We start from the raw sequence: 25,885 nt of genomic DNA on the forward strand, positions 1-25,885 counted from the left end.
CAGTTTAGTGGCGTACCGACAGAATACTGGCGTCCTGGCGCTCACCAGTCCTTCGCCGACCGCACCGGCCGCATCATCGCTTCCAGATCGTCGGTCTTGATGCGGATCGTCTTGCCGCAGCGATAAGCGCGCAGTTCGCCGGCGGCGATCTTGCGGCGGATGGTCTTGGCCGAGAGGCTCACCCAGACGGCGGCGCCGGTGATGCTGAGCCAGCGCGGGCGCTCGTCCGCGGGACCTGCAGCGGCGGTCATCTCACTCCCCTGCCTTGAGGAAGCGGCGGAGCTCGGCGACGGTCGTGTAGAGGCGGCCGTTGCCGTTGAAGCGCCACCAGCGGGGGCCCCGCTTGAGGCGGCGCCACTCGCGGACGGTGCGTTGCGGCGTACGGATGAAGACGCAGAACTCCTCGAACATGAGGATGTGGTTGTCGTCCCACTCGTCGGGGACGCCCAGCGGCTTGATGCTCATCGATGACTCCCTTGGGTTGGCGAGCGGGCCGGCGTCGGCCGCTCCAGTCACCTATGTGCGACAGGCGGTTGGCAGCGATCACGTCCGAGCAGGGATGTCAGCGGCCGACGCCACGGACACGGTGCTGATCACTACCTGTCGGCCGAACCTCGGATCGGGCGCGCCCAAGTGGCCTCGGCGCCGGGGTCCAGGACTCGTCGGGGAGGCGGGTGCCGTAGCGGTCGATGTCCTCGTCGACTCGGGTCGCGGCGTGGCCGGGTCCGAGGTCGGCGCGGTCGCGGCCGAAGACCTCGATCCACTGCTGGCGCGCTTCGTCGACGGAGTCGGCGACGAGGTGAGCGACGTTGCTGTGGCGGCCGCGGGTCATCGCGACGTACGCCACGGCAGCTCCGGTGTGCTCGCCGACGACGAGGTGGGCGGAGTCGACGGTCTGGCCCTGTGCACCGTAGGCGGTGGAGGCGAAGGCGAGCTCGACGTGGTCGCTGACGTAGTCCTTGGGCAACGTGCGTTGGCCGGCGCGGCCGGCGACGATCAAGCTGCCGTCGTCGCCGATGCCGGCGACCGTCCAGAGGTTGCGGTTGGCGACGCCGAGGTCGCGGTCGTTGAGGCGGGTGGCGACGCGGTCGCCGAGTCCGATGCGTTCGCCTCGTCGGGTGACCGGTTCACCGACCCGATCGCTACCGGGCTGTCGTCGGTCGCGGATGGCGGCGTTGATGCTCGCGACCTGTTCGCGGGTGTCGGCGATGATCAGCTCGTCGCCGCGGGCACCGATGTCGGCGACGGCGGCCGTGCGTTCGACGTCGCTGGCGTGCACGACGACCTGCCCGCGCTCGAGGAGGGCGTCGAACACGGCGCCCGGACGTTCGCCGGTGCGCATCAGGAGGCTGACGTGGGCGTACGCCTCATCGCTGAAGCGGTGGACGGACTCGAGCTCGAGGTGCGCCTCGGGCGGCGCCCATCGGGCGGCAAGGTCGAGGACGCCGCCGCGGCCGACAGCGGGGAGCTGGTGGCGGTCGCCGAGGAGCGCGACGGTGGCACCGGCGTGGTCGGCGATCGCGAAGAGCGCGCGGGCGGTGTCTTGGTCGAGCATGCCGGCTTCGTCGACGAGGAGTACGTCGCCGGGGAGCAGCCGCGCTCGTGCGATGGTGGCGTCGTCAACGCGTGACCAGTGGCCGTCCTCGTCTCATCGGAAGCCGTGTTGGTGGATCAGCTTCGCGGCGGAGAAGGCGTCGGCGCCGACCTGATGCTGCGCGGCTTGCGCGGCCTTGAGGGTGGGGGTGACAACGACGAGGCGACGGTCTTGGAGCTCGAGGGCCCGGTGCGCTGCGGCGAGGGTGGTGGTCTTGCCGGTGCCGGCTGCTCCTTCGATGACGAGTACGCCGGCGCGGCCGGCGAGTGCGCCGACGACGTCGCGTTGCGCGGCGTCGAGCTGGCCGCCGCGGATGGCGACGGGCTCGATCGGTTGCAGCGCGCGGGTGGCGATGGCGTCGACCAGGTCGGCCTCGACGGCAAGGACATGGTCGGAGGTGAGGTTGCGGATGTGGTCTGGGACGTCGGTTCGGTCGCGCAGGGTGCGGCAGGTGCCGACGGCGCGGCGGTGATGTCCTCGGCGAGCTCGACGCGTGCGGGTCGTTCGGCGACGAGTCCCATCGAAGCGACGACCTTCTCGGCCTCGCCACGGATGTCGGCGGCGTTCCAGGACGATCGCTTGGCACCGAGTCGGGTGAGGATGAGCTCGGCGACCGCGTCACGGCGTACCTGCCCGACGGTCGCCGACTTCGCCATGGACGATTCGACGGGCGGTCAGAAGCCGAGGTCGTGGAGTTCGTCGTGCCAGCGGCGGACGAGGTCGGCGCCGTCGGCAGGAACGACCTTGTCGGGACGCGCGTCCGCCCAGGAGCGTCGGTCCCAGGTACGACACAGCTTCGGACCGGGCTCCGCGCCGGGATTGTCGGCTCGCCACTCGGCTTCGTAGCGGTCGATGTTGCGGCCGATCTGTGAGGCACGTTGGCTGAACCGGCCGGCGTACGCCGTGAGCTCATTGACCTCGCCGGCGTCGTCGAGGGTGTAGCCGCGGGCGGCGAGTGCAGCGCGGAACCGCGGGTCGCACATGACTGCGGCGTGGCCGATGCCGTTGAGGGCCTCGATGGAGTCGACGACGCCGACGGAGTGGATGCCTCGCCACCCGCCGCGCGCGAAGACCCGAGCGTTGATCTGGAGGTGCAGGTGTCGGTGCGGGTCGCCGGCGCGCGAGGTGTAGTGCCGGACGATCGCGGCCTCGATCTTCTCGACGGGCACCTGGACCTGTCGTCCGCGCGGTCCCACGCGCGTCGTCGCATGCTGCGCGACCCAGCTGATGATCTCACCGGCCGCGCGCGTCTGCGCGTCCTCGTAGGCGTCGGCGATGTCGGCGTGGAGCGCGGCGGCGAGCGACCAGGTCTGGGGCCCGTTGACGACGACCTCGACGAAGCGGAGCGTGTGATCGTCGTCGCGTAGTCGACCCTTCGCCTGGCCGGTGGTGACGTCGTACCCGGCGACCCAGCGTTCGTAGCTCGCACCGTCGAGGTCGGGGCATCGTTCGGTGCGCACTCCGTCGACGCCGACGGTGACGGCGTAGTGCTCGGCGACGCCGCTGCCCTCGGCCAGGTAGTAATCGTCGGCGCGGGAGTGGTCGGCCTCGACGTAGGAGCGCGCGGCGGCTGCGGACCCGCGGTAGAACTTCACTCCACCGTGCATGATGTTGCTGTCACCGCCCGTCACGTCTCGTCAATGGCCCCTGAAATGACGCTGGTCCGTCCCGGGGGACGGACCTTCTACGGAACTTCGTAGCATGCGTGCCGCTGGTTTGAGAGGGGTGCGGCCGCTGTGCGGTGGACACTTCTCTGAGCTCGTCAAGCGTCGTCACTGAGTGCGAGGAGCGGCTGGCCGTGGCGCATCGACGGTGGCAGCTCGGTCGTCATTAGCCCATGTCAGGCAAGCTGCTTGGCCTTCGCTGCGGCGAACTCGCTATCCGTCAACAAGCCGCGTTCCTTGAGCGCGGCGCGGCGTTCGATCTGGGACACGAGATCGCTAGCGGCCGCCGGGGCAACGGTCGGCGTGGCCGACGAACTAACCGACTAGGCGAGCCACTACACGCGCCCCGCTCGAACCTGACTCCACCGCTCGAGGGCCTCAACGTAACTGGTCCGCTGTCGGTTGTACTCAGCGTCGAGAGTCGCCTGCTCAACAGCGCGATTGACCTCGGCGCGTGCCTTTCGGCTGGTCCAAGCGTCGTACGCCGGATTCGCGATCTTTCTCGCCTGCGACCCGTACCACTTGATGCAGTCCGTGCCCACCCGGTGTCGTTGGCTGTCTGGGTTGGTCAAGACCCTGCCGCACTTCACACAGCTGTGCGAGATGTCCCAGATCGTTGAGCTCGGGGGGAATCCGACCCGCTCCATCCGAGCCCGCTGCCGCTTCGGCTTCCGCGGCTTTCTCCCCGCGGCGCGACGAGCAACGCGTCGCTGACGCCAAGAACGGCGGCCGGTCGTGCCGTCGGCTCCGCCACTCTCGTCGTTCGTCCGAGCCGAGTCGGGACCGATGATCTTCAGCGTGACAACGTCCTCCGACGCGGTCCGGCGGACGCAATCGCCGACGTCGATCAGTCCGAAATCTAGTCCGGGTTGTGACAAACCATCGGGGTGGTCTCCACTGAACGTCGGCTCAGCCGTCAACTTTGAGGTGTCAGGATCGAGCGTCGAGCCCCACAGCGTCTTGACGCCGAACGGGGTCTCGATTCGCGTGCCCTTCTTTCCCAGCGAGGACGGTCTGACGACCTCGACGGGCAGCGCGATGCGTACGACTTTGGGCTTCACGGCTCCCTTGATGAAGAGGAGCGCACGGTCGGTCAAGACGGCCTCGAGCCAGTAGTGAGCGCCCACTGAGTAGGCGGCACGTGCCACCTCGCCAACCTCGAGCGTTTCGATGAAGGTGCGTCTCATGTTGTCGTCCATGAGCTTCCCCTCTGCGGCGAGGGTGGCGATCCGGGGATCGCTGAACCGATCCCTCACGCCGAGATCCTTCGCCGGCCGATGCTCATCGCGTGCCTGCTCTCAACGTTCCCCGGTCGGATCTCTCGATGGTTCCTGCGCGTAGGCATCGATCCACGGACGCAACCACTGCGGCCTGAATATCGCCGCCCGCCCGCCGCCAGCCGAACACGCTGCGCAGCAGTTGGGTCACGCCGTCGTCCTCGATCGTCACAGCGTCGCGAACAATCTGACTCACGGCGAGGTCCAGCTCGTCGGGCGGTGTCTGAAGAACCGTCCGCGCCTCATCGTCCTCACGTGGCGCGCGGACCTGCGTCGCGGGACCGATGCGATAGAAGCCGCCTTCGTCCAGCCGCACGGGCGCGCCGTCCACCGAGAGTCGGGAGGCAACGAACTCGATGTTGGCCTTGATCGCGTGTCCGATACGGCCGACGCCATAGGCGTCTCTGATACGCCGGTAAACAACGTCCTGGTGCACCGGTGATTCGGCCTCGACCACCCGTGCAATGAAGCTCGACAACGACGGTCGGGCTTCGACCGACGCCAGAGGATACGACGTGTGGGCTCTGCTGGTGTGGGCCACGTAGGTCACCGCCCACTCGGGCGGCGCCTCAAGGTCCACTGTCTCCATCTCGACGGCGACGATGGGATTCATGGCGAACTTCGAAGGCTCGCCGGAATCGGTGATCGCCGCCTCGATGGCGGAGCGAAGCTTGAGCGATTCGCCATGCCGGTCGCGGTACCAGGCAATGCCCCAGATCCTGTGGATCTTCCACCCGAGGCCTTCGAGGACGCTCGCCCGCAGACGGTCGCGGTCACGGGCTGTGGCGGCGGAGTGATAGGCAGCGCCGTCGCACTCGACGGCGAGCACATACTCACCCGGGCGATCAGGGTGCTTGACCCCGAGATCAATCCGATAGCCAGCGCTCCCCACCTGGGTCACGACGTCATAACCCCAAGAGCTGATAACGGCCAACACGTCTTCCTCGAAAGGACTCTCAGCGTCGCCCAGGCTTCCTCGGTGGTCAAGGCTCAAGGCCGCGACTCCTCGCTCGGCGAAGTCCAGGTAGCCCCTGAGGTGGCGGAGACCGTCGGATGTCGTGTCCCGCATATCGGCGGCACGGAAGGAGCTCACAACCTCGACCCGGCGGCGAGCCCGCGTGATGGCCACGTTGAGGCGCCGCCAGCCACCATCGCGGTTGATCGGACCGAAGTTCATGCTGAACTTCCCGGTCTCGTCTGGGCCGTAGCCGATGCTGAAAATGATGATGTCGCGCTCGTCGCCCTGGACGTTCTCCAGGTTCTTGACGAAGAAGCCGGTCAGACGATCGTGACTGTCGAGGAGGCCGGCAAGCACAGGCTCGGTCGCGGCACGACGCTCAAGAGCACCAGCGATGGCTTCCTCTTGGGCGGTCGAGAAGGTGACTACGCCGATGGAAAGCTCGGGATGATGCTCCCGGTGGAATAGCAGGCGGTCCACCACCGCGTCCGCCTCGATCGGGTTGTCGCGTGCGCCGCCCTTGCGATAGACCCCATTGACCACGTACGAGGCCACGCCCAGGTCCGGTGATTCGAAGGTCGCACCCGGGAAGGTCTGCAGCGCCTGTCCGTCGGGAGCGTAGAAGCGGTAGTTGCTGTAAGTGATCAACGACTCGTGCTGGCTGCGGTAGTGCCACGTCAGGGGCAGCGACGGCAGAGAGCTCTTGCAGGACTTGAGAACCGACTCGAAAAGGTCGAGCTCCTCGTCCGTGTCGTCGTCGCTGACTGCTTGCGTGAAGAAGGACGTCGGTGGGAGCTGCTTCTCGTCGCCGGCCACGATGAGCTGCGCGCCCCGGTAGATGCAGTTGATGGCGTCGGATGGCAACACCTGTGACGCCTCATCGAATATGACAGCATCAAACGTCATGTCGCCTGGCAGGAACTGGGACACCGAGAGAGGGCTCATCATGAAGCAGGGTTTGAGTTCCTGGACGATCTCCCCAGTTCGCGACAGGATCTCTCGAATCGGCAGGTGCCGTGACTTCTTCTGGGCCTCGCGACGAATCAGCTGTGCCGACGTTCCAGAGACCGAGTTCGGACGGCGAGCACTGCACGCGGCAGCGACAGCGACGTGGGCTTGATTGACCACGGCCTGATCCAACTCTCTGAACCGGTCCACCAGGGCGTCGCGGTCACTGGCACGGTGCCGCTTCACGCGTTCGTCGGTGGCAATGACCGACTCCGCCCACGCTTGGAGGATCGCCCGCTCGATCCCTGGTACGACGTCGTCGGCTGGCACCTTCTTCGTGATCATCATGTCCAACACGTCGGTCAAGCCAGTCGTCGAGAGCTCGTTGCGGTGCAGAACAAAGGCGTCCCACTCCGCGACATCGCCGGCACAGGTGTCGACCATTTCGAACAGAAGTGCGGCGCCCGCGGCGATGTCGGCAGCCAGATCCGCGAGAAGTTCAGCTCCGCGCGCTGTGCTGAACACGTTGCCGAACCGGCGGGCTTGGTCGCTCCACTCCTCGATCCGTTGCTCCAGCTCGGAGGCCAGGACAATCGGCCGCTCCATTCGCTCGGCAGAACGCGAACTGACCGGACCCCCAATCACCCGTCGAACCTCGGCCAACCAAGCCAGCGCATCCTCGAGCTTTGCCCAGTCAGTCGTGAGACCCGAGTACAGAGGACCAAGGGTTGCAAGATCGCTCTCGTAAGGGTCGAAGATCGCCACGAGTGCTTCACTGAGCGCTATCGCTCGAACTCGAGCGTCCCGACCAACCTCAAGGGTGAGCGATCTCTGCGCCAACCCGGTCACATGAGCAATCGCTTCTTGGAGTGGCGCCAAAACCACCGCGGCATCGGCCGCCCGACCTGCCGCGAGCTCCAAGGGCTGGCTGGACAGCTCTGCCTCGGTCTCCGGACCGAGCACGGCCACCGCGCCACTGCTCCACTTCGACGCGACCGCCAACAACCTCTGAGCGATCACGGTCAGCCGCGGGTCCGGATGTCCGTCGCGGCTGAGTTGATCGCTCATCGGCCCGGCATTGAGGTCGTTGCCAGCGAGCGCAATCGCGCTCTGCGCCGTGCGGATCGCCTCACCGATACGTCCGAAGTCGGTGCTCGTCCGCTCGTAGTACGCGCCGAGTCGCGCCGCGTGTTGGCGCTCAGCATCGTCGAGCGCCGTCTCGGCTTTCTGCCAGGCGACGGCCTCTGCGAGGCGAGCTCGGACGAGCTTGTCGGCCTTCCCTGAGACGGTGATGGCTTTAAGTGCCCGTTTGTCCGCACGCGCTGCCTTGCTGAGCGATCGCAGGCCGCGGTGTGTCTCGCGGAAGCGAACGTCGAGGCCGGCGAGATCAGCGCCGAGGGCTGCCGGGGTGAAGACCTGCTCGACGGCCGTTCGTCGGTCGTTCACGAGCTCGACAACCGATCCGAGAACCCTCGTGGACTCCTCGAGCGCTGCTTGGACGGCTGGGTTCAGCCAAGAACGCTCGGGGAGAGCCGCGGAGCCCGCGAGTGCCGCGAGGTGGCTGAGCTCGACGGCTCGCCTGAGCGAGATCTCTTCCGTCGACACACCGAGCATCGCTCCCAGCTGGCGTACGTCCTCAACGATCGAGGCGAAGGGCAGCGGTGAGCCTCGGAGCGCATCGATGGACGCCGCCAGCGCCACGTCGTCGGTGTCGCCGCGAGGACGCCACACCAACGAAGCAAAGGCACCGAGGTCGGCAAGTGGGTCACACGCCTCGGGATTGAGGAGGTCGACCCTGTCGGGTCCGACGATCTCGGCGAGCTTCTCGAGGGCCGCGCGGTAATTGTCCACTGCCATGCGCAACCGGCTGACGCGTGACGTGAGCGCCTCGGGCTCGGCTGTCGTGAGCCACGTTGCGGGAACATCAGGTCGCTGCTCGAGGAGCCGCAGCAACTCCAGGCGGCGCCGTGCAGACGGTTCGTCACCTGCCCAGACGAGCCCGAGGTCAGCGTCGACCGCACGGCACCGCTCGTCGAGCATCTGGGTGGCCTCCGCCAGACTCTGGGTGGTCGCCTTGATGCCTTCCACCTCGGCTGGGGTGTGCACGGCGTCCTTCAATTCGCGCCACAGGTATTCATCACCCTCGCTGACTGGCCTCCAGGCGTGCGCGAGCTGTTCTGTGGTGTCCAGAAGGTTGCTCAGCTCGATCGATCCGAGGGTCGACCAGCGCGCGATGTCGTCAAGCGGTCGGTGTGCATAGGCCTGCAGGGTCGCGAGCCGGCCGAGCACAGCGAAGAGGCTGCGCCCCAATCTCGGGCGCTCCTCATTCATCGCCCGGGCGTAGTCCGTCAGGTCACCTCTCGTGGCCTGAAGGTTCCGCTTCTCACCCTCTGTGAAGACACCGCGGGCTGTGGCCCGCCGTGTCAGTGAGTCGGCGAGCTGCTTCACAACCTCCTTGCGCGTCGCCGCGTGGCTGTGGAGCTCCAGCGTGAAGTCCCCCAGCCCTTTACTGGCGAGTCGATCACGGACGACGTCGAGCGCCGCCGCCTTCTCGGAGACAAAGAGGACGGTGCGATTCGACGCGATCAGCTCGGCAATGATGTTGGCGATGGTCTGACTCTTTCCTGTACCCGGAGGTCCGTCCATGACGAAGGAGTGACCCTGGCGGGCGGCCAACACGCAGGCGCGCTGGCTGGAGTCCGCGTCGAGGATGCTCATCAGCTCCTCCGGGGGCTGCTCGTCGTCGAGCGGACCCGACGTCCCCGGCGTGCGGAAATTGAAGGAGTCCGATGACGGCGCCTCAGAGCCCAGAGCGATCAACTGCACGATCGGGTGCACGGCGACGGTGGACTCGTGGTCCTCCAGGTCTCGGTAGATCGCCTCCTTGTGAAAGGAGAACGTAGTGAGAACCGTACGGCGCTGGACCATCCATCCTGGGTGATCGCCGACGAGCGATCCGACCTCGTTGAGGATGGAGTCGATCCCGGTCGCGTCGGGATCGATCGCGGGCATGCGCAGGTTGAAGGACTTCTCCAGGTGCAACCGCAGGGCCGGGTTGATGACCAGGTCGTCTTCCGTGCGGCTGACCTGAAAAGGCTCCTGGCTACCCGCCCGGTGGATACGGACCGGGCACAAGATGATCGGCGCCTCGGCCTCTTTGCCGTCAGCGGGATCGATCCAACCGAGTAGTCCAAGTCCGAGGTAGAGGGTCCAGAAGCCGCGGTCGGCGTAGACCTGTTGGGAAGTCAGGTCGAGTCGTCGCGCTCCGGTGGCAACCTCGGCGTCTGTCTTGTCGGCGACCATGATGCGTCCGCGAGCGGCCCCGGTCTCGAATCCTTGGGCCTGCAATAACAACGGGCCGTTGAGTGCGGTGAACAACTCTGCAGGGCCGGGGGAGGCGATCTCGAACGAAGCCGACTTGGTGTGTTTGAAATAGACCAACTTCTGACGCCGGTCGAGCGTCAAGAGGTCGCTGCGCCATGCATTGATCTGCGAGGACAGCCGACGTGCGATGTCACCGGTCAGGCCGGCAACCTTCTCACTGCTCACCAGTCAGCTCCTCGTCTTCGGCTTGGATAAGTCGCCTGACTAGCGCCGCGACCAGGATCACATCGCTCATCTCCAGTCGCTCCACGAGTTCGATCAATGCCTCGCGCCCGTTCGCCGCCACCTCGACATCGTCTGCAGACGGGGGCACCCGGTGGTGTTCGTCGGAGTTCTGCTGGTCGCCGAAGCCGGCGGGCAGCGCATCGGCATGCACGATGGAGAGGCTCTGGGTGCAGCGAGTCATAGCGACGTACAGAGCCCGCGGCGGCTGCACCGACGCTGCCGACGAAACGGCCGGCTCAACCAGGATGACGGCGTCGAACTCGAGACCTTTGCAGCCAGACGCCGCAACCAGGGTGAGGTTGTGGGCGAAGTCGCCGTCGCGGCCGTCGCCGGGCGCAAGAGGTACCAGCTCCTCAGAGACCAGCCACTCGTCGTACCAGGCGTCTGGCACGATGACCGCCGTGGTCAATCCGTCCGCCAGCAGGGCGCCGGCGGTCTCAGCGGCAATGCCTTTCAGTCCCTCACTGTCCGTGCGAATCACCTCGGGTGCCCCCCGCCCCCTGCGGATCGAGGTGGGCGGCTTCAGGCCCGGGCCGGCGAGCGGCAGCTGATGGGCGGCTAGGTCGAGCACATCAGAGGGAACGCGGTAACCGATCGAAAGATTGAGGACGCTCGGCGTCTCCTGGCTGAGGTGTGCGCTCAGCTCGGTCCAAGAGTCACGGACCCAAGGCCCCGTCGTTTGCGCGAGATCGCCAAGGATCGTGAACGAGCCTGAGGGGCATCGGCGAGCAAGCGCCCGCGCCTGCATCGGGGACAGGTCTTGGGCCTCATCAACGACCAGGTGGCCGTACGTCACGGTGTCGCGCGTCAGGAGTCCGGCGATCTCGTCCAGGCAGAAGAGGTCTGCCTCCGTCCAGGGCTCGGTTGTCACGCTCTCCGTCAGCGGCCTGTAGAGGCGTGCGCGTTCGTCGGCCGTCATCAGGCCGTCAGTGGCTCGCACCAGCCAGGCCTGCGTGGCGTAGAGCGTGCGAAGAAACTCTTCTGGTGTGTAGCTGGGCCACATTCGATCGACCGCGTTGACGAACGAGGAAAGGCGGCGGATGGTTGCTTCATTGGCTCGCACGGGGCGGCCCTGCTCCGCCTGGTCCTGGCGGTGGCGATCGGCCGCCATTGTCGCCAACGCATCTCGAATAACCTCGCGACCGTCGGCGTGAGGCAGTCCGCGCGCGACGATGCCCGCAATCATCTCCTGGATCTCACGACCATCCAGGCGGATCCGGTCAGCGCCCAAAGACAGGACGAGCTCCTCTTCGCGCCAACCAATTCTCTGTTGCAGAGCTGCAGCCAGCGTCGCTGCCATGCCGGCGCTGCCCTTGACGCGAGCGGTCTCTGGGGCGTCGAGACCGATGATGTCTGCTTCGCCGGCGTACAGCGCCTGGAGTTCCACCTGATCCACATCAGTGACGTCCAGCGACGGCAGGACGCCACTGACATAGGTGAGGAACGTGGTCGAGGGAGCCACGACCAGGATGCCCTCTCGCCGAAGCTCGGGGTAATTGAAGGCCAACCAGGCCGCCCGGTGCAGACCGACGACAGTCTTGCCGGTTCCGGGTCCGCCCTGCACGACAACAACCCCGGCAAGTGGGTGCCGGATGATGGCGTACTGCTCGGCCTGGATGGTGGCCACCACGTCTCGCATCGCACCGTCGCGCGAGCGGTCCAGCTCCTCCAGCAGCGCGTCGCCGAAGGTCATTCCGGTGCCGGCCGCCTCGGAAGCTTGCGCCGCCGAGGCGCCGACGATCTCGTCAATCACACGAACGAGACGCCGCTCCTCCTCGGTGAACACCCGCTTGAGGGACAGCCCGCGCGGGTTTTGCGGCGAGGCTTCGTAAAACACCTGCGCCGCGTCCGCGTGCCAGCCGACCACAACGGGGTTGAAGTCCTCGTCTCGAACTCGTCTGCGGCCGACATAGAGCGTCTCGTCGTCGGGCAATGTCATCTTGCCGAAGACCAGCTGCCCGGTGCCGCGCGACTCCTTCAGGATCCGCAAGGCACGCTGCAGTGCCTGGGCGGTCGAGCGGTGCTGTGCCTTGTACTCGCCCATGTTCCGCTCTGCATCTGCCAGCCCCTTGTCGAGGAGCTGGTATGCGCGGTCGACAAAGGCCTGTTCGTCCTGCAACTCCGGGTGCATGGCGGTCATGAACGACGTCCGGAGCTTGACAGGGTGGGGGGGTCCGCTTGCACCTGACCACCCTAGGTAAAGGGCCCGACGGAAGAACCCGATTCCGTCAAACGTCTCTCGACGACCACCCGGCTGCCTGTCGAGATCCGGGGCGCACGGTCATGGTCACCGTTCAGACAACTTCGCCGGAGGCTTGACAAGCCAACCAGGCTTCGCGAACAGAGCGGGGTCGACGCGATGGCAGATCCCAGGTGCGCCAAAGTTGCCGAGTGTTACTTGGGTCCATTCCTTCGCGTGAGGGAACCTCGGCCGCTGAATGTTGCTGACTAGCCGACCGTCATAGATGAGATTGACGAGCAGAGCCTCCAGTTCCCCGAGGACAGGCTTCATCTGCGTCTTCGTAAGCTCTTCACGGATGTCGACCATGGCCCAGTTCGATGGGTAGGCCGGGTAGGTTTTGCGCGGCTCGTCGAGAAGAACGTCATCGAACGAGAACCACGAGAAGTGAGTCCAGTTCTTCGTGCCGTCCTTGGTATGTGGGCGGAGACGATCGCCGAACCCACCCTTGCCGGTCGCCACTCCGGCGTAGACCGGACGTCCGCCCTTCTCCAGGACGTAGACGCCGGCCGCGTACCTGAAGTCGCAGATTCGCAGACCAGGCCGCACACTGCCGATCCGGCCCAGCATCTGCCAGTTGTAGCCGTTACCGGGGAACCAATCGACCTCGCTGCGCTTCCAGTGCAACCCGTAGGCGCCGATCAGGTGAGTCCCCACGACGCCATCATGCCCGCCCGTGAACAAACAGGCAGCCGATCTGTACGGATCGCGAGCGACGAAATATCCGTGTGGCCTCAGTCGACGTCTCGGCTGTTTCTCGCCGTCCTTCGTGCGCGGCCTCAACCGGCCCGGTAGCGCCTGCGCGGATCGGCAGGCACCACTGGCGCTGCTGGCGGACGCCGGTACGAGTCACGAGATCTCGGTTCCTACGCCACCAGAACCTCGGCAAGCTCGGCAACCAGCTCGAGCAGTTGGTCCGGCGGCTGGTCCAGGTCCAGTGTGTGGCAGGTGATCGCGACCCCCGCCCCGCGCACCGTGTGCTCGACTGCTCGCTCGTTCCCTGCGGCGTACACGAGGTGGCCCTCCGCGAGTCCGAGAACCGTGCAGTAGGCCAGGAGCTGGTAGAGGTCGGCCTGCGGGAAACCAACTGGCTTCTCGGCCTTGTACTTTGCGTCGACCACGACACGCCGCCCGTCGAACCCGGTCCACACGAAGTCGGGTCGCATCTGGACCTGATCGGCCTCGTCGAGGTGCATCCGGTGCTGCAGGGATGCCGATCCGCCAAGGGGAGCCATCGCCTCACCCAGCGCGACGCTGACGAAATCCTCGTAGATCTTCCACATGTCGAAGACGAAGCCACTCACCTCGAGGTCGCCAACCCGCTGCTCGAACGAGTCGCCCGCAAGGATCAGCGCGGCCAGATGGAGGGCGGGGTGATAGCGGGTGTTGAGCCGGGTTGCCTGCCAGCTGGGCACCAGGTCGCCGCGACGGACCTCGGTCACTCCGGCGAACTGGAGCCGGAGACGTTGGAGCCGTTGCCGCACGGTCGCAGACAGGCCGTTCATGCGCAGGAGGCGGATCGTTGTCGCCAGCAGGATCTGGTTCTCCGCGATGTCGACGGTGAAGTCGTCGTAGGTCATCTCCAGTGGCAGCCCGACGCCGTACCGACGCGAGATCTGGTCGCGCACCCGGATCCGTCCACGCAGGACGGGCAGGCTGTCGTCGACCGTCCGATAGCCCTGGAGAAGACCCTGCTCGATAGCCCTGCCGGCCAATCGCGTGAAGGCGTGCGCCAGTGCTTCAGGCAGGTCGGACTCGACGTCGAGCCGCACGCTGTGGTCACGCCAGAACTTCGGCTTCGTCGCATACCCCATCAGGAACACCAGGCGCTCGATGCTGATCTTGGGTCGGATGCTGATCTGGAGCGACCCGACACGCACGACGCCCACCTTGGTGCCGGCGGCGACCAGCCAGTCGTCTGATCCTGGCGCGCGGGTCACGACCGCCAGCTCCGCGACGTCGAGCGCCTCGGCCTCGGCGTTCGACAGCCGGACGGCCTTGGCCGGCTCGCCCTCAGTCAGGGTCAGCGGTTCCATCGGCTGCCTCCGCGAGCGTGGCCACCGGCGCGTCGATCGCAGCCGCCACTACCTTGAAGCCGTAGCGCGCAGCGACCTGGGCGCCGGTCAGTTCACCGAAGTGATGCTCTTCGAGGAGCGGGAGGATCGACGTACGCCACGTACGGTCGAGACCGCCCGACGCGTGCACCGCAGGGCGCATGAAGTACGACGGCCCAATCTTGAAGTCCGAGTCCTCGATCCGTCGGTTGAGCTCGTCGAGCAGGTCCGCGACCCGTGCAGGCAGGCCCTGCTCGGCGAGCCACGAACGCAGGATCTGATCGGTCGGCTCCTCCGACGGATGTAGCGGCAGGAAGGCGAAGCGGCGCCGCATGGCCGCGTCGACGAGCGCGATCGACCGGTCGGCGGTGTTCATGGTGCCGATGATGAAGACGTTCTCCGGGAGGTTGAACTCCTCGTCGGCGTAGAGCAGCTCGACGTTGTCCTTGCGGTACTCCAGCAGGAAGTAGAGCTCGCCGAACACCTTGGCGAGATTGCCTCGGTTGATCTCGTCGATGATGAGCACGAAGGGTTCGCGTGGATTGGCAAGCGCTTGGTCCACGATCTTGCGCATCGGCCCTGGCTTGAGTTCGAAGCCTCCGGACGCCGTGGGCCGGTAGCCCTCGAAGAAGTCCTCATATGAGTACGCCGGGTGGAACTGCACCAGCCGGAAGTTGTCGCCAGCCACGTGGCGGGCGATCGCCTGGGCGAGGAAGGTTTTCCCGGTGCCTGGCGGTCCGTAGAAGATGAGCTGCGGACGATCGTTGAGAAGGTCGATGCACTCCTGAAGCCACGCTTGCGAGACATGGAGGTCAGCCGCCAGCTCAGGCGTGGCGGCGTCGAGCTCGACCTTCACGTAGACCGGCGGCGGCACCTGCTCCGTCTCGGTCTCCAGGAGCCCCTCCAGGGTGTCGAGCTGCTGGGTCAGATCGACGACATCGCGCTGGACCTTGAGCTTGGTGGCCAGCTCGGCTGGCAGGTCGGCGTAGTCGACCCCTCCCTCGTCGCTCACCCAGTCGACGTCGCGCACCAGATTGGAGTCTCCCTCGGGCGAAGGTTGATAGCGGGCTTCGCCGACGAGATTGCCGACATAGAGCCGGCCCTGGTCGACGGTGGCGATGAGATGTCCGGGCTCCATGCGGGTCAGGAAGGCGTGGAACTCATCGAGCTTCTCGCCCTTCACGTGGTACGACGCATGCGCGTAGTCCTCGTCCACGATGGGTTTGAGTTCGTCGCGGCTCATTCCTGCGGAAACCTCGCGGAGGTTGGAGGCAGCCAGCGAGATCCAGCCTTCCTCGCGCCAGGTCGGCACCAGGTCCTTGCCGTTGACACTGCTACCGCGGATCAACCATCCGCGTTTGCCGACCTTGGGAAGGAGGCCGAGGAGATCCATCTCCTCGCGGAGGTCCTCGGCACTCACACGCGACCGCGGGTCTGGCAGACCGCGATGATCGAACTCGACTCCCTCTGCCTCGAGTGCCTCCCGGAGTTCCGGCCGGTAGGGCGACTGCCCGACCGGCACAACGCGATGGTGCCCGTCGAGCTCGACCCTGTGAACGTACTCACCGACGCTGGGCGGGTTGGTGCCGACTGCCTGGGCGATGTCGCTGTAGGTGGTCCACTGTCCCTCGCCGATCAGCTTCACAGCGGCATCGATGAGAGGGTAGCTGCCGGCCTTGAAACGACCTTGGTCTGCGCGCTTCGCGGCCTGGGCATCTCGGTAGGCAGCACTCGAGATCTTCGCCAGGTCGCTCTCCGGATCCGCCTCGTCGAGAACCTTCTGTCCCGCCGCGGTCAGCACCCAGCCGCTGTTCGTCTTGTCGATCCAGCCGGCGGCTCGCATGTCGACGGAGCCCCAGTTCACGGCGGCTTCGTAGCGCGGGATGCCGCTACCGGTCTTCACGAGCTCGAACTCGGTGAAGTCAATGCGCTCCGCCAACTCGTCCACGACGACTCGTCGCGCCGAGAGGCCGCGGTCGCGGAGGATCTCGAGGATCGTGCGCTGCAGGAGGGCGTAGCGCACCTGCTCGTTCCCACTGGCGGCCTCGCTCACGTGTGGCACCCCGTCGACCACAGCCTGCTCGAACTCCTCGGCGTGGTTCGCCACCTGGAAGAAGGTGATCGCGGAGCCGAGCTCGTATCGCGCGGTCTGGGTGAAGGCGTCGCGCGGGGCGTCAGTCACGAGCCACTCCACGGGACGCCGATGCCGGTGGACAGGGGCGCCGGCAGCAAACTCATAGGAGCCCGCAATCCGGCCGATGTTGTAGGCAGGCTTCTGCTTGCTCGGAGCGACGACGAGGTCTCCGACGGCAACCTCGAAGGCAAAGCGCCTCAAGTAGCCAGCCAAGCCGGGGATCGCGCCCGGCTTCGTCGTTGGGTAGGTGGCGGCGACCGCGGCCTTCATCGCCTCTTGGTTGTCACCGATGTCTCGGAGATCACCGAGGTCATCCCATCCGAGTGAAACGAAACCCTCGGCCACGAGTTGCGCAGCGGGAACCTGGTCGTTGTGGATGCCCCACACCTTGGTCATCGCGACTCCTTCTCAAGATCGACGCAGTCTTGCAGCTTCGTTCGTCGCTTCATTCGGGCTCGGACTCGAAGTACGTGAGCCGGTCGGCGGCCGCCGAGACCACGTCAGCGCCAAGCCCGTGGGGACCGGCCAGTTCGATCGCGAGCCGTTCGATGCTGAGGTCGAGCCGTCTGGTCGCGTTCAGGGCGAGGAAGGTCGCTCCCGCGTGCCCGCCCAGCACCAACGCACGCAGAGCCTGATCGGGTTCAGGAGCGCGCGCGACAGCGAGATAGTCGGTCGCAGCGATTTTGGTCTCCGCGGTGATCCTGGCCGCGAGTTGATAGACCGCCTCCGCCAGTCCGTTGCGAGGGATCTCTGCCTGTTCGCGCCGCCGATGCTCGCCGTTGTAGGTGTAGCGGCCGTTGCCGTGGAAGGTCAGCAGCCTCGCGTCGCGGTGCCGCTGCAGGATCTGCCGGATCGTCGCCTGCACCGTGGTGTTGTCGGGATACATCGCCTGGAGGCGCTCCTCGGCGCCGGCATAGAACTCGATGAGCGTGAATTCCTGGCCGGGTCGGTACAGCCGCGCCAACTCGTCGGCGACCGCCTGCTTCCACGTCGTCCCGACCATCAGCTCACCCCTCGTCGAAGTGCGACCAGCTCTGTGTCCCGATTGGATCGGGGCGTATCACGCGATCGTATGGCCCTGACACCCCACCACACGACGTCCTCATTTTCAGGTGTCCGTGGCGTAGTAACGCTCCCGGATGAACGTGGTCCACCGGATTGCGAAACGCAGCCCACTACACGAGTGCATACAAGCTGCCGTGCTTGCTGACCATCGCGGATTCGACCGACTCGGCGAGCGCCGAGTCTCGAACGAGCAGGCCGAACTCGACGTTGCGGTTCTCAGCACTGAAGGAGAAGTTCGCGCTGGTGAGCAGGAGCAGCTCGTGGTCGATGACGATGAACTTGGCGTGGCTGACGACGCGTTTGCCATTGTGCAGCTCGGCTGACTGGTAGATGGACGCTTTCGGCAGTTGAGTCTTGAGCTTCGCTGCGTCAGCCTTGTCGCCGTCGACGTAGACCGTCACAACGACTCCCGGTTGCTCGGACGCCTCCTTCAACACCTTCCACATCTGGGAGGTCTGCTCGAAGTTGTACGTCGCGCAAACAACGGACTGACGAGCAGCCAGAACGAGGCGATGGAACTCACCGGTGAGGTGGCCAACCTGGGCTTCGTTGCCGGGCATCGTCCAAACTGGCGTCAGGTCGCGGTTGAGTGACTTCGCGCCGGCGACCGCGTGCAGCACCCCGGCAGCCTGTTGACCGTTCTCATGACTCAGCCCTGCGTCAGCGAGCAACTGCTTGGCCTCAGCTCGACGGGCCGCGTTGACGACGGAGAGCGCCCTGACGACGTGTTGACCCGACGCGAACTGGACGGCAAGTCCGGCGGCTTCGCTACCGGTCAGGAACTCCCCGAGCGACGCGAAGGGGTCAGAGGGCATCCGGGCTCCCAAAGAACCCGGGCACGGTCTCGCCGGAAGCTGTCGGCAGATTGAGCAGGAACCGCCGGTCAAGGAAGCGATTGGCCTTCTCGCACGAGGTCTCCGAGGCAAAGGAGCAGCAGTGGCATGCGGCACCGTGGAGGAAGTCCTCAGGGTCGCCCGGCGTGCGCGTCGCACACACTGGGTCGGACGAACACCGCGCCGCCCGCCGCAGTGCCCTCACCACGAGGTTGTGAAGCTTTGACGGCTCCGAGAGCGCTACGAGACCGCCTAGGGTGCCTTCGCTGTCGGATGCGGTCGTGCAGATCAGCAGTCCAGCGGCGGCCTCGCGCTGGGGGGCGCTGGCCCATCCGTAGATGCGCTCGGTGAGGCTCGCTGCGCCGTATCCGCTGGACATAGCCATCTCGCGGATCAGCGAGTGTGAAAGCGAGTGGAGCAGCCAGTAGCGGGGCGCGGGCAGCCGGACGTCGGGGTCGACGTTGTTCGCGGTTTCAGAGAAGCGACGCTCGAAGTTTCGGCGGTGCGCGGACTTGTGGGCATCCCACAACGGGGTCGGAATGATCGCCTGTTCCCAGGTTGCGACCTCGTCGAGGTCGAGCTGAAGGAAAATGCCTTCGCCCCGGTCCTCGGTGGCGGGAACCCAGGTGGGTTTCCCGTCGCGGGTGAGTTTGACCAGTCGGCTGACGAGGTCGTTCACGCGGTCCATCTCGTCAAGGCGGGTAAAACCGAGGACCGCATTGACCTTCTTCATCTGATTGACCGCGACGACACGTCGGATCCGCGGATGCAGGTCGTCATCCCGCTTCATCTCGGTGACCATGAGGCCGCTGGAGTTCTGCTGCTGTGGGAACAGCGAGGGCTTCTGCAGGTACCGCCACTCGGGGACCAGCAAGTCTACCGGGTCCCAATCGGCTAACTTCTCCTGGCGGACCTCTTCGGTGTCGGCGGGCGCCAAGGCATCTGCCACCGCCCCGGCGAGCGTTGCGTCGTCCACATCCGACAAGTCCACCTTGCCGTCCGCGACATCTCGAAGGGTCTCAAGATCGCCGGCATACCTCGCAATCCGCTCGACGCCGAGCGCCACCCGAAGTTGGTCGCCCAAGGCTTCCTTCTCCTCAGCGTCGGTGCGTGGCATGACGATGATCGACTGGGTCGATGCGAACCAAAGATTCGAGGCACCCATCATGATGAGCGCCGGGCGGGCGTCACATCCGCTGTCGAACGCGTTGAGGTGCGGGTGACGACCTCGGCACTTCTGCGGGAGCTTTTCCCTACCGACGGACCCTTGCGCCTCTGCCATTCCTCGAGTCTGGCCGCATGACGCGCAGGCGATGATCGAGCCGACGCTCTTGCCGACGTTGGCGTCGCGCATCTTGAGGTCGGGCAACTCTGCCTTCGGACACTTCTTGCCGCGGTGTACCCAGAGCGCGTACGGGAACTCGTCAAGGTGGCCGTTCGTGCATGTCAAAAGGTGCTGGGCAGGGACGGCGGGACTGCCTGACTTCTTCTTCGAGGCGCCGCCTCGACCGGGGCAGTTCTTGTGAGCGAACTGCGCGAGGTCAGGGCGGAAGGGATGCGTGTTCGTGTAGTGGAAGCGCGGCAGCGGGCCGAGATAGTCGCAGCCCGTGCACCGCAACCATTGCGGGAACACACGGCCGGGGATGCCGAGATCCGAACCCTCGCTAGACATCCCCATTCGCTTGGGTTGCCACGGGAAGGGACGCAATGCGTCGACTTGGGAGCCGAGATGGAGGCGAACGACGTTGAGCAAGCGGGGCTCGAGAATCGACGGCACGTGGTCGCGTCGCTTCCAGATCGCCTCCCAATCTCCGAGGCCGGCTGGCATGATCGAGAAGTTGGGGAGATCCATGATCGCGCCGGGCCCGTAGGTGTACAGGAGCGACGACGGGCGTGCGGAACCGACCTTGGCGCGGTTCTTGACGACGCCTTCCTCAGCGTCACCGAGCGGGTCGAGGTGCTCGTGCTCGTCGTGGACCATATCCTCGCTGGGCTCAGGCAGCAGGTCGGTCATCAGTCATCCTCCCCAGCGGGCAGGGTCCACCCGTCAACGCCGTCAGGAGTTCGAGCGAACAATCGGTCAGGCACGGGGCTGACCAACAGATTGATTTCGGGCTGGACTTCGCGCATGGAGTTCGCGATCACGAACGGGGCTTCCATGGAGCCGCCGGCGGACGCCTTGGCGTTCTCAGGGCTGATGATGAGCGGGAGGTATTTTCCGCCTTCGCCGGTGCGTTCATAGACGAGCGTCTTGTGCATGTCGGCGGCGCGCTTGGCGCGTTCGCTCCAGCGATCGATCCGGTTGACTAGCAGATCGTTGGCGCGCTTGGTCGCGGCCTCGTCCTGCGCTGCAGCGGCGATGCGCTTCTTGAGCTTCGCAGCGATGGACTCGACCAAGGTGCGCTGGTCTTTGATCCGCCCGGCTTCCCTCTCGGGAGAAAGCCCTTCGGGGACTGTGGCTTGTAGGACGCGGGCGGCGCTGACGAGGAGGCCATCGACACCGCGCGCAAGCGAGGTGGGCGAGTAGGGCGTCACCGACAGCGCCTCGACCTTGGCGTAGAACGTCTCGTGGTAGTGCTTGAACTGTTCGAAGTGCGCTAGGTCGCGGGGTCGCGCCCAGTTGCCGAGCGACACCACCAGCCCAGGCCGGGCGGAGGGGTCACGGCCGACGCGGGAGGATGCCTGGATGTACTCAGCGGTGTTTTTCGGCTGGCCTACGACGAGCATCAAGCCGAGGCGCTGGACGTCCACACCAACCTGCAACATCGAGGTTGCGAGCACGACGTCGAATGGCGAGTTTTTCCTCGACGCTGTCTTCTTGCCGGCACGCGAGTCAGCGATACGGGCGAGGGTTGCCGTCGTGGTGTCGTAGTCCGCGTCAAACTCCAGGCCCAGGTGATCGAGGGTCTGGCCGATTTCCGACGAAGCGATGCGGGAGGTCAGCTCGCCGACGTTGAGGAGGCCGAAGGATGTCCCCCACCGACGTGGGAACCCGGAGTCCTTCCGGGGTCGGTTCACTCGGCTCTGTACGTCGTCGGCGACGTACCGCGCCATACCGGCCAACTCACGCGTGGCGTTGAAATAGCCGACCAGCGTCATGTACGGGTCCGCGGCCGCTCCAGCCTTGTCGAGCAGCAGTTGCCCAGCCGCCAGGAGCACCTCGGACACTCGAATCTCGGCGCTCGACAAACGCACCCCCTGGGCACTGACCCCGACGTAGCGCCGCCCGGGGTTGGCGTCGTCGATGGGAACTTCTTGGGAGAAGAACGTGTCAGCAACGTCGAGCACCTGCGGCGGAAAGATCTCGACCTGTCGGCCGTACAAGCCCCGGACCTGTTCCTGCGCGTTGCGGACTGTCGCGGTCGAAGCCACGATCAGCGGCTTCACCGGGGAACCTTCGGCTGTCTCCCACGACGAGAGGGTTTCGACCGCGACCTCGAACAGGCCAACCGAGGTGCCGAGCGCGCCGGTGATGAGGTGCAGCTCGTCTTGGATGATGAGGTCGGGCGGCCGCAGGCGACCGACCGGTGAGACCGTCGCAGCGGGCAGTCCGTCCTTCGCCGGATGCGACCCGACCGTGCAATGCGCGTAGTCCGTGTGGACGTAGCCGTGCCGGCCGCACCGCCGGCTCACGAAGCCGAACAGCGCGGCGGCTTCACCTTCTCGCGCAAGCCGGGCGAACTTGTCGACCGTGGCAATCACGAACGCCGGAGCAAGGCGGTAAATCTCCTCGTCCACCGTGAGCACTGGCAGGCCTTCGCTGACCGCTCCCCCCTTGGAGAACGGACACCGTGCCAGCTCGTCGCCGCAGTGGACGAACACTCGGCGGTGGTTCGCGTCGGCCTTGACCTGAGCTCCCGTGATCGGCGTGCCGCACCAAGGACAACGCTGGATCTGGAGCACCGTCAGGCGGTGCCCAAACCCCTCGTTGGCCTTCTTGAGCTGCTCGTCGGCTTCCTCGAACCGCTTGGGGCTGACATCGGTTCCAACCCACAAACCGATTCGGAATGGCTCTCTGCCCCACAGCTCTTCGTCTTCGAGCCGGGCGAGTTCCGCCGCGCACACCAGCGCCGTCGCGCGCTGGAACTGCTGCGCGGTGAGCAACCGCAGCGTGTAGCGCATGAGGACAGCAATGCCATCTCGCCCGTCGAGCGGGCCATCCGCCGATTCGACGACTCCCTGGCGGCGACGGATGGCGAACGTGTACGCAGCAAGGCCGAGATACGCCTCGGTCTTGCCACCACCGGTCGGGAAAAACAGCAGCTCGACCTTCGACTGGTGCTCCGAACTGCGGATCTCCGCAGCGGGGACGGTCAGCGCACCGAGCTGCATCAGGATGAAGGCAAGCTGGAACGGACGCCATGAGGCGGCCGATGCGCCACGACCCGCAACAAGATCCTCGGCCGCGTCGATCGAGAGCGCTGCGTCAGCAGCGCGCGCTGTCGCAACCTGCGACGCGATGCGTTGGTCACGCATGACCCGGTTCATGAACTGGAAGCAGCGCAGTGCCTCGGGGTCAGTGGCAACGTGCTCCATGCCGGCGACGAGCCGCTTGTGCGCCTCGCGTGCCTCCCAGAGTGCGACCTCAGCGGTCTCCTGGAGATGGCTGGGAAGCAAGGCAGCCTCCGCTTCCTGGATGTCCAGCCAGGTGCCGTACCCGTCAACCAGCGGGGCGAGGCCGGTACGCAAGGCATCCGCCGCGACGGTCGCAAGCGCGTCCATCGACAGGGTCGCATCTTCAACGGAGCGCGCCTTGGTCTGCGGCGTCTCCCCGATCGGCAGCCAGGTCGTCTCGACAGCGGTGGCGCGGCGCGATCCAGACTTCAATGTCCAATCCGCCGAACACGTGCGGCCGATGGCGAACTCTAGGCGGTTGCGGTACTGGAGATTGAGGCGCTTGATCTCTTCGTCGTGCTCAGGCCAGTCGTGCTCCATTACGTCCTGCACCGGCAGGAACACCTCGGCCCCACCGGCGTCCACAAGGAGCTTGGTCTGAAACATCCACATGCTCAAGGGGATCGGCATGGGCGTCTCGCGGTCGTTGCACAGCGCGATCTCAACCAGCAGGCGGTTGAACTTCGGGTCGTCGTAGCGGTCGACCCGCAGAACGATCGACTCCTTCAACCCAACCGTCGCGGTACGTCCGGGCGCGAGGTCAGCGAGGCGGACTGTGCGGGTCTCCTCGACCGGCGTGCGCTGGTACTCCCGGACCGGACGGCCGGCCTTGGTGACTTTGTCGGTCTCGACCGTCTCGTAGGTGCCCCACGAGGCGACCACACGGAACGCTTCGAGGTCGGCCGGAACCTGGAACCGCAGGCCCATCGAAGCGGGGATCATCAGGCCCTGTTTCGGTGCGCGGTCTTCCGCGTCGTCGTCCTCCGCATCCGCCTCAGTGTCGTCGGCGGCGTACGCCGGGACGCCACGGCCTTCGACCACGCCTCCGTCATCGGTGCGCACCTCCACCACGTCGGGACGGAGCGGATCTTCGCCCCCGTCCTCTGGCGCAGCCGTCGCCTTCCCGGTCAGCTTGACGGGCGCGATGTACCCCACGAGGTATTGCGAGCGCGGGCTGAACGGGAGACTCTCCTCCGAGCCGTGAATTGGGCCAAGTAGTTCCCGCTGGAGGATGTCCACGAGGTTTTCGCGCACCGCGTACGACGAACCGTCCAGCCCGTGGTTCAACTCATACGAAGCCTGCGCCGCGATCGCCTCAGTGGTTGTGTCTGTCACGGTTCGCCAGTCTGCCTTAACCATCCGACGGTTCCTGGCAGTTCACGCGAATCGGCAGAGCCGATACGCCACGCCACTTGAGAAGCACCCGCTGCTCGTCGAAACGCCGCCCCACGACACCGCGCCGCACTCGGAGGCTCGCCAATTGAGTCAGGAGAATCTCGCGCCGGGCGTCGTCACTGGTTCCGGCGGCGGCCCAGTGAGCCTCCACCGTTGAGCCACCGAGGGGCTCCGACCCGCGCTCGGCCAGGAGGCGGCCGACGAGGTAGGGGTCCAAGGCCGACCGGCTCATCGTCTGGCGGCACGACGGGCAGTAGAGAACGGGCCGCTTCTGGTTGGTGCCCCGGCAAAGGAACACGTCGCAGTCGTCGCAGCGGACCACGCGCGACAGGAACGGGCTCGTCGGCTCCCGCTCGCTCCACTTCCTGGCCTGTGGAGTGCTCCTCGCGTCGAGAAGCTTCTGAAGCACCGCGAAGTCCTCCACGCTGATGACAGCCAGGGATTCGTTGACGACCGGCTCGCCATCTTCGTCGCGGAAGACCGCGAAGGGGTCAGCGCGCTTTGCGCTCTTCGCGCGGCCAGGGTTATGCGGCGTCATGCCGGCGAGGACCGGGTTGCGGAGGATGCCGTCAACAGTCTGGCGGTTCCACGCAGTCGCCCCGGACTTGCGACGAGCGGTAGAGCCTTCGGGCAGCGGGGCGCCCTGAGCGGTGAGCCAAGTGGTGATGGCGTTCACGGTCACGCCCCCAAGTGCCTTGCCGACGACCTCGGCGAGCCAGGGCTGGCGCGCGGGATCCTTGACGAGCACCCAGCCGGGACCGTCGGGGTTCGCTGCCGACCGGTAGCCGTACGGGATACCACCACCCGCCCAGCGTCCGTCCTTCAGGAGCTGCGCCCGAGCCGCGCGGACGCGCGCGCGAATCGCCTCGGCCTCCATCTCGCCGAACACCGCAAGCATCACCGCGAATGCGCGGCCCTGCGGGCTGGTCATGTCGATGGGGTCCTCGACGGCGACGAGGCCGGCCCCACGCTTCTGGAGGGCCTCGTCGGCGTGAAGGAAGTCGAGGACTCGCCGGGCAAGCCGGTCGACCTTCCAGATGATGACCGCGTCGAAGTCGGTCGCGGCGAGGAGTGCCGCCCAGCCGTTGCGGTCCTCGGGGCGATTGGCAGTGGCCGAGACACCGTCATCGATGAACTCGCCTACCACCTCCCACCCTCGGGCCTCGGCGTACCGGCGACAGGACTGAAGCTGGCGGGCGATGGACACGGACTCTTCCTTGGTGACGCTGAGCCGCGCGTAGAGCACGCAGCGCCGTTCTTGATGTGTATTCATGAACGTCAGCCCATCGGGTGGCCATCGGCCTCCCTCTGCCGAGGTGCCACCTCGCTCTTGCAGGCGAAGGGCGCACTCGGCCTCATTGCCACGAACACAGTCGCCCAAGGCGACACTCGCGAGGTCGGTCTGGACTCGATGGTTGCGTCAGGGTTCACCATCACGCGGGCCATCCAATCCCAGTCCTGGCCCGCGGCCAGCGCGAACCTGGAGTTCGCCGCCGTATGGGGAACGCTGCGTGTCGTGGCCGAGGCCATACCCCGTATAGCCGACGACACTGAGGTTCGCCGCATCAGCACTCTGCTCGAGCCATCGGGCCGTGCTGAGGGAAACCCTCTCCGACTGGCCGCGAACGTGGGCATCGGATTCATCGGTTGCTACGTCCTTGGGATGGGCTTCGTCCTCGAACCGACAGAGGCGCAAGAGTGGATTGCCGCCGATGCCCGC

15 protein-coding genes and 1 pseudogene are annotated in these 25,885 nt (G+C 66.1%); 1 reads left to right on the forward strand and 15 read right to left on the reverse strand.

Annotated elements, in window-relative coordinates:
- Nucleotides 1-41 precede the first annotated feature (41 nt).
- The 15 genes and pseudogenes from ASE20_RS17295 to ASE20_RS17365 form a co-directional block, all read right to left on the reverse strand.
- Entirely contained in the window at nucleotides 42-251 is a 210-nt protein-coding gene (locus ASE20_RS17295) for an excisionase family DNA-binding protein (protein WP_056895822.1), read from the reverse strand.
- Nucleotide 252: 1 nt separating this feature from the next.
- On the reverse strand, nucleotides 253-465 hold the full coding sequence (locus ASE20_RS17300; RefSeq protein ID WP_056895823.1) for a hypothetical protein: 213 nt from the start codon (nucleotides 463-465) through the stop codon (nucleotides 253-255).
- Nucleotides 466-562: 97 nt separating this feature from the next.
- Nucleotides 563-2,170: pseudogene (locus ASE20_RS25640) on the reverse strand (ATP-dependent DNA helicase).
- 98 nt (nucleotides 2,171-2,268) lie between these two features.
- The gene (mobF, locus tag ASE20_RS25645; RefSeq protein ID WP_056895825.1) at nucleotides 2,269-3,225 is read right to left on the reverse strand and encodes a MobF family relaxase; all 957 of its coding nucleotides are present in this window, start codon (nucleotides 3,223-3,225) and stop codon (nucleotides 2,269-2,271) included.
- A 368-nt stretch (nucleotides 3,226-3,593) separates the two neighbouring features.
- Complete coding sequence (locus ASE20_RS17315; protein ID WP_056895826.1) at nucleotides 3,594-4,514, reverse strand: hypothetical protein; 921 nt, start codon at nucleotides 4,512-4,514, stop codon at nucleotides 3,594-3,596.
- Nucleotides 4,515-4,539: 25 nt separating this feature from the next.
- Nucleotides 4,540-9,990 carry a DUF3320 domain-containing protein gene (locus tag ASE20_RS17320; protein WP_056895827.1) on the reverse strand — a complete coding sequence of 1,817 codons (5,451 nt, stop codon included), beginning with the start codon at nucleotides 9,988-9,990 and terminating at the stop codon, nucleotides 4,540-4,542.
- Nucleotides 9,980-12,190, reverse strand: coding sequence for a HelD family protein (locus ASE20_RS17325; RefSeq protein WP_056895828.1), 2,211 nt, complete (start codon nucleotides 12,188-12,190; stop codon nucleotides 9,980-9,982). Before ASE20_RS17325 ends, ASE20_RS17320 begins: the two co-directional genes overlap by 11 nt.
- A gap of 147 nt (nucleotides 12,191-12,337) precedes the next feature.
- A complete protein-coding gene (locus ASE20_RS17330; RefSeq protein WP_056895829.1) occupies nucleotides 12,338-12,946 on the reverse strand; it encodes a hypothetical protein in 609 nt (202 codons plus the stop codon).
- A gap of 209 nt (nucleotides 12,947-13,155) precedes the next feature.
- The gene (locus ASE20_RS17335) at nucleotides 13,156-14,229 is read right to left on the reverse strand and encodes an McrC family protein (protein WP_200952851.1); all 1,074 of its coding nucleotides are present in this window, start codon (nucleotides 14,227-14,229) and stop codon (nucleotides 13,156-13,158) included.
- A 73-nt stretch (nucleotides 14,230-14,302) separates the two neighbouring features.
- Nucleotides 14,303-16,873 (reverse strand): AAA family ATPase, encoded by a 2,571-nt coding sequence (locus ASE20_RS17340; RefSeq protein ID WP_056895831.1) that lies wholly within the window; start codon nucleotides 16,871-16,873, stop codon nucleotides 14,303-14,305.
- 49 nt (nucleotides 16,874-16,922) lie between these two features.
- Nucleotides 16,923-17,480, reverse strand: a complete 558-nt coding sequence (locus ASE20_RS17345; protein ID WP_056895832.1) for a hypothetical protein — start codon at nucleotides 17,478-17,480, stop codon at nucleotides 16,923-16,925.
- A 172-nt stretch (nucleotides 17,481-17,652) separates the two neighbouring features.
- Nucleotides 17,653-18,357 carry a DISARM system phospholipase D-like protein DrmC gene (gene drmC, locus ASE20_RS17350; protein ID WP_056895833.1) on the reverse strand — a complete coding sequence of 235 codons (705 nt, stop codon included), beginning with the start codon at nucleotides 18,355-18,357 and terminating at the stop codon, nucleotides 17,653-17,655.
- Nucleotides 18,347-20,389: a DUF1998 domain-containing protein gene (gene drmB / locus ASE20_RS25650; RefSeq protein ID WP_056895834.1), complete on the reverse strand. Its 2,043-nt coding sequence runs from the start codon at nucleotides 20,387-20,389 to the stop codon at nucleotides 18,347-18,349. Before drmB ends, drmC begins: the two co-directional genes overlap by 11 nt.
- Entirely contained in the window at nucleotides 20,389-24,129 is a 3,741-nt protein-coding gene (gene drmA / locus ASE20_RS17360; RefSeq protein ID WP_082612519.1) for a DISARM system helicase DrmA, read from the reverse strand. The genes drmB and drmA overlap by 1 nt, the downstream gene beginning before the upstream one ends.
- Nucleotides 24,122-25,411 carry a recombinase family protein gene (locus ASE20_RS17365; protein WP_200952852.1) on the reverse strand — a complete coding sequence of 430 codons (1,290 nt, stop codon included), beginning with the start codon at nucleotides 25,409-25,411 and terminating at the stop codon, nucleotides 24,122-24,124. The genes drmA and ASE20_RS17365 overlap by 8 nt, the downstream gene beginning before the upstream one ends.
- A gap of 84 nt (nucleotides 25,412-25,495) precedes the next feature.
- Between ASE20_RS17365 and ASE20_RS25655 the strand changes: the two genes are divergently transcribed.
- The coding region (locus ASE20_RS25655) for a hypothetical protein (RefSeq protein WP_056917968.1) at nucleotides 25,496-25,885 on the forward strand (390 nt) is incomplete at its 3' end.

The sequence above is a fragment of the Nocardioides sp. Root240 genome (genome assembly GCF_001428825.1).
Taxonomy (GTDB): Bacteria; Actinomycetota; Actinomycetes; order Propionibacteriales; family Nocardioidaceae; genus Nocardioides.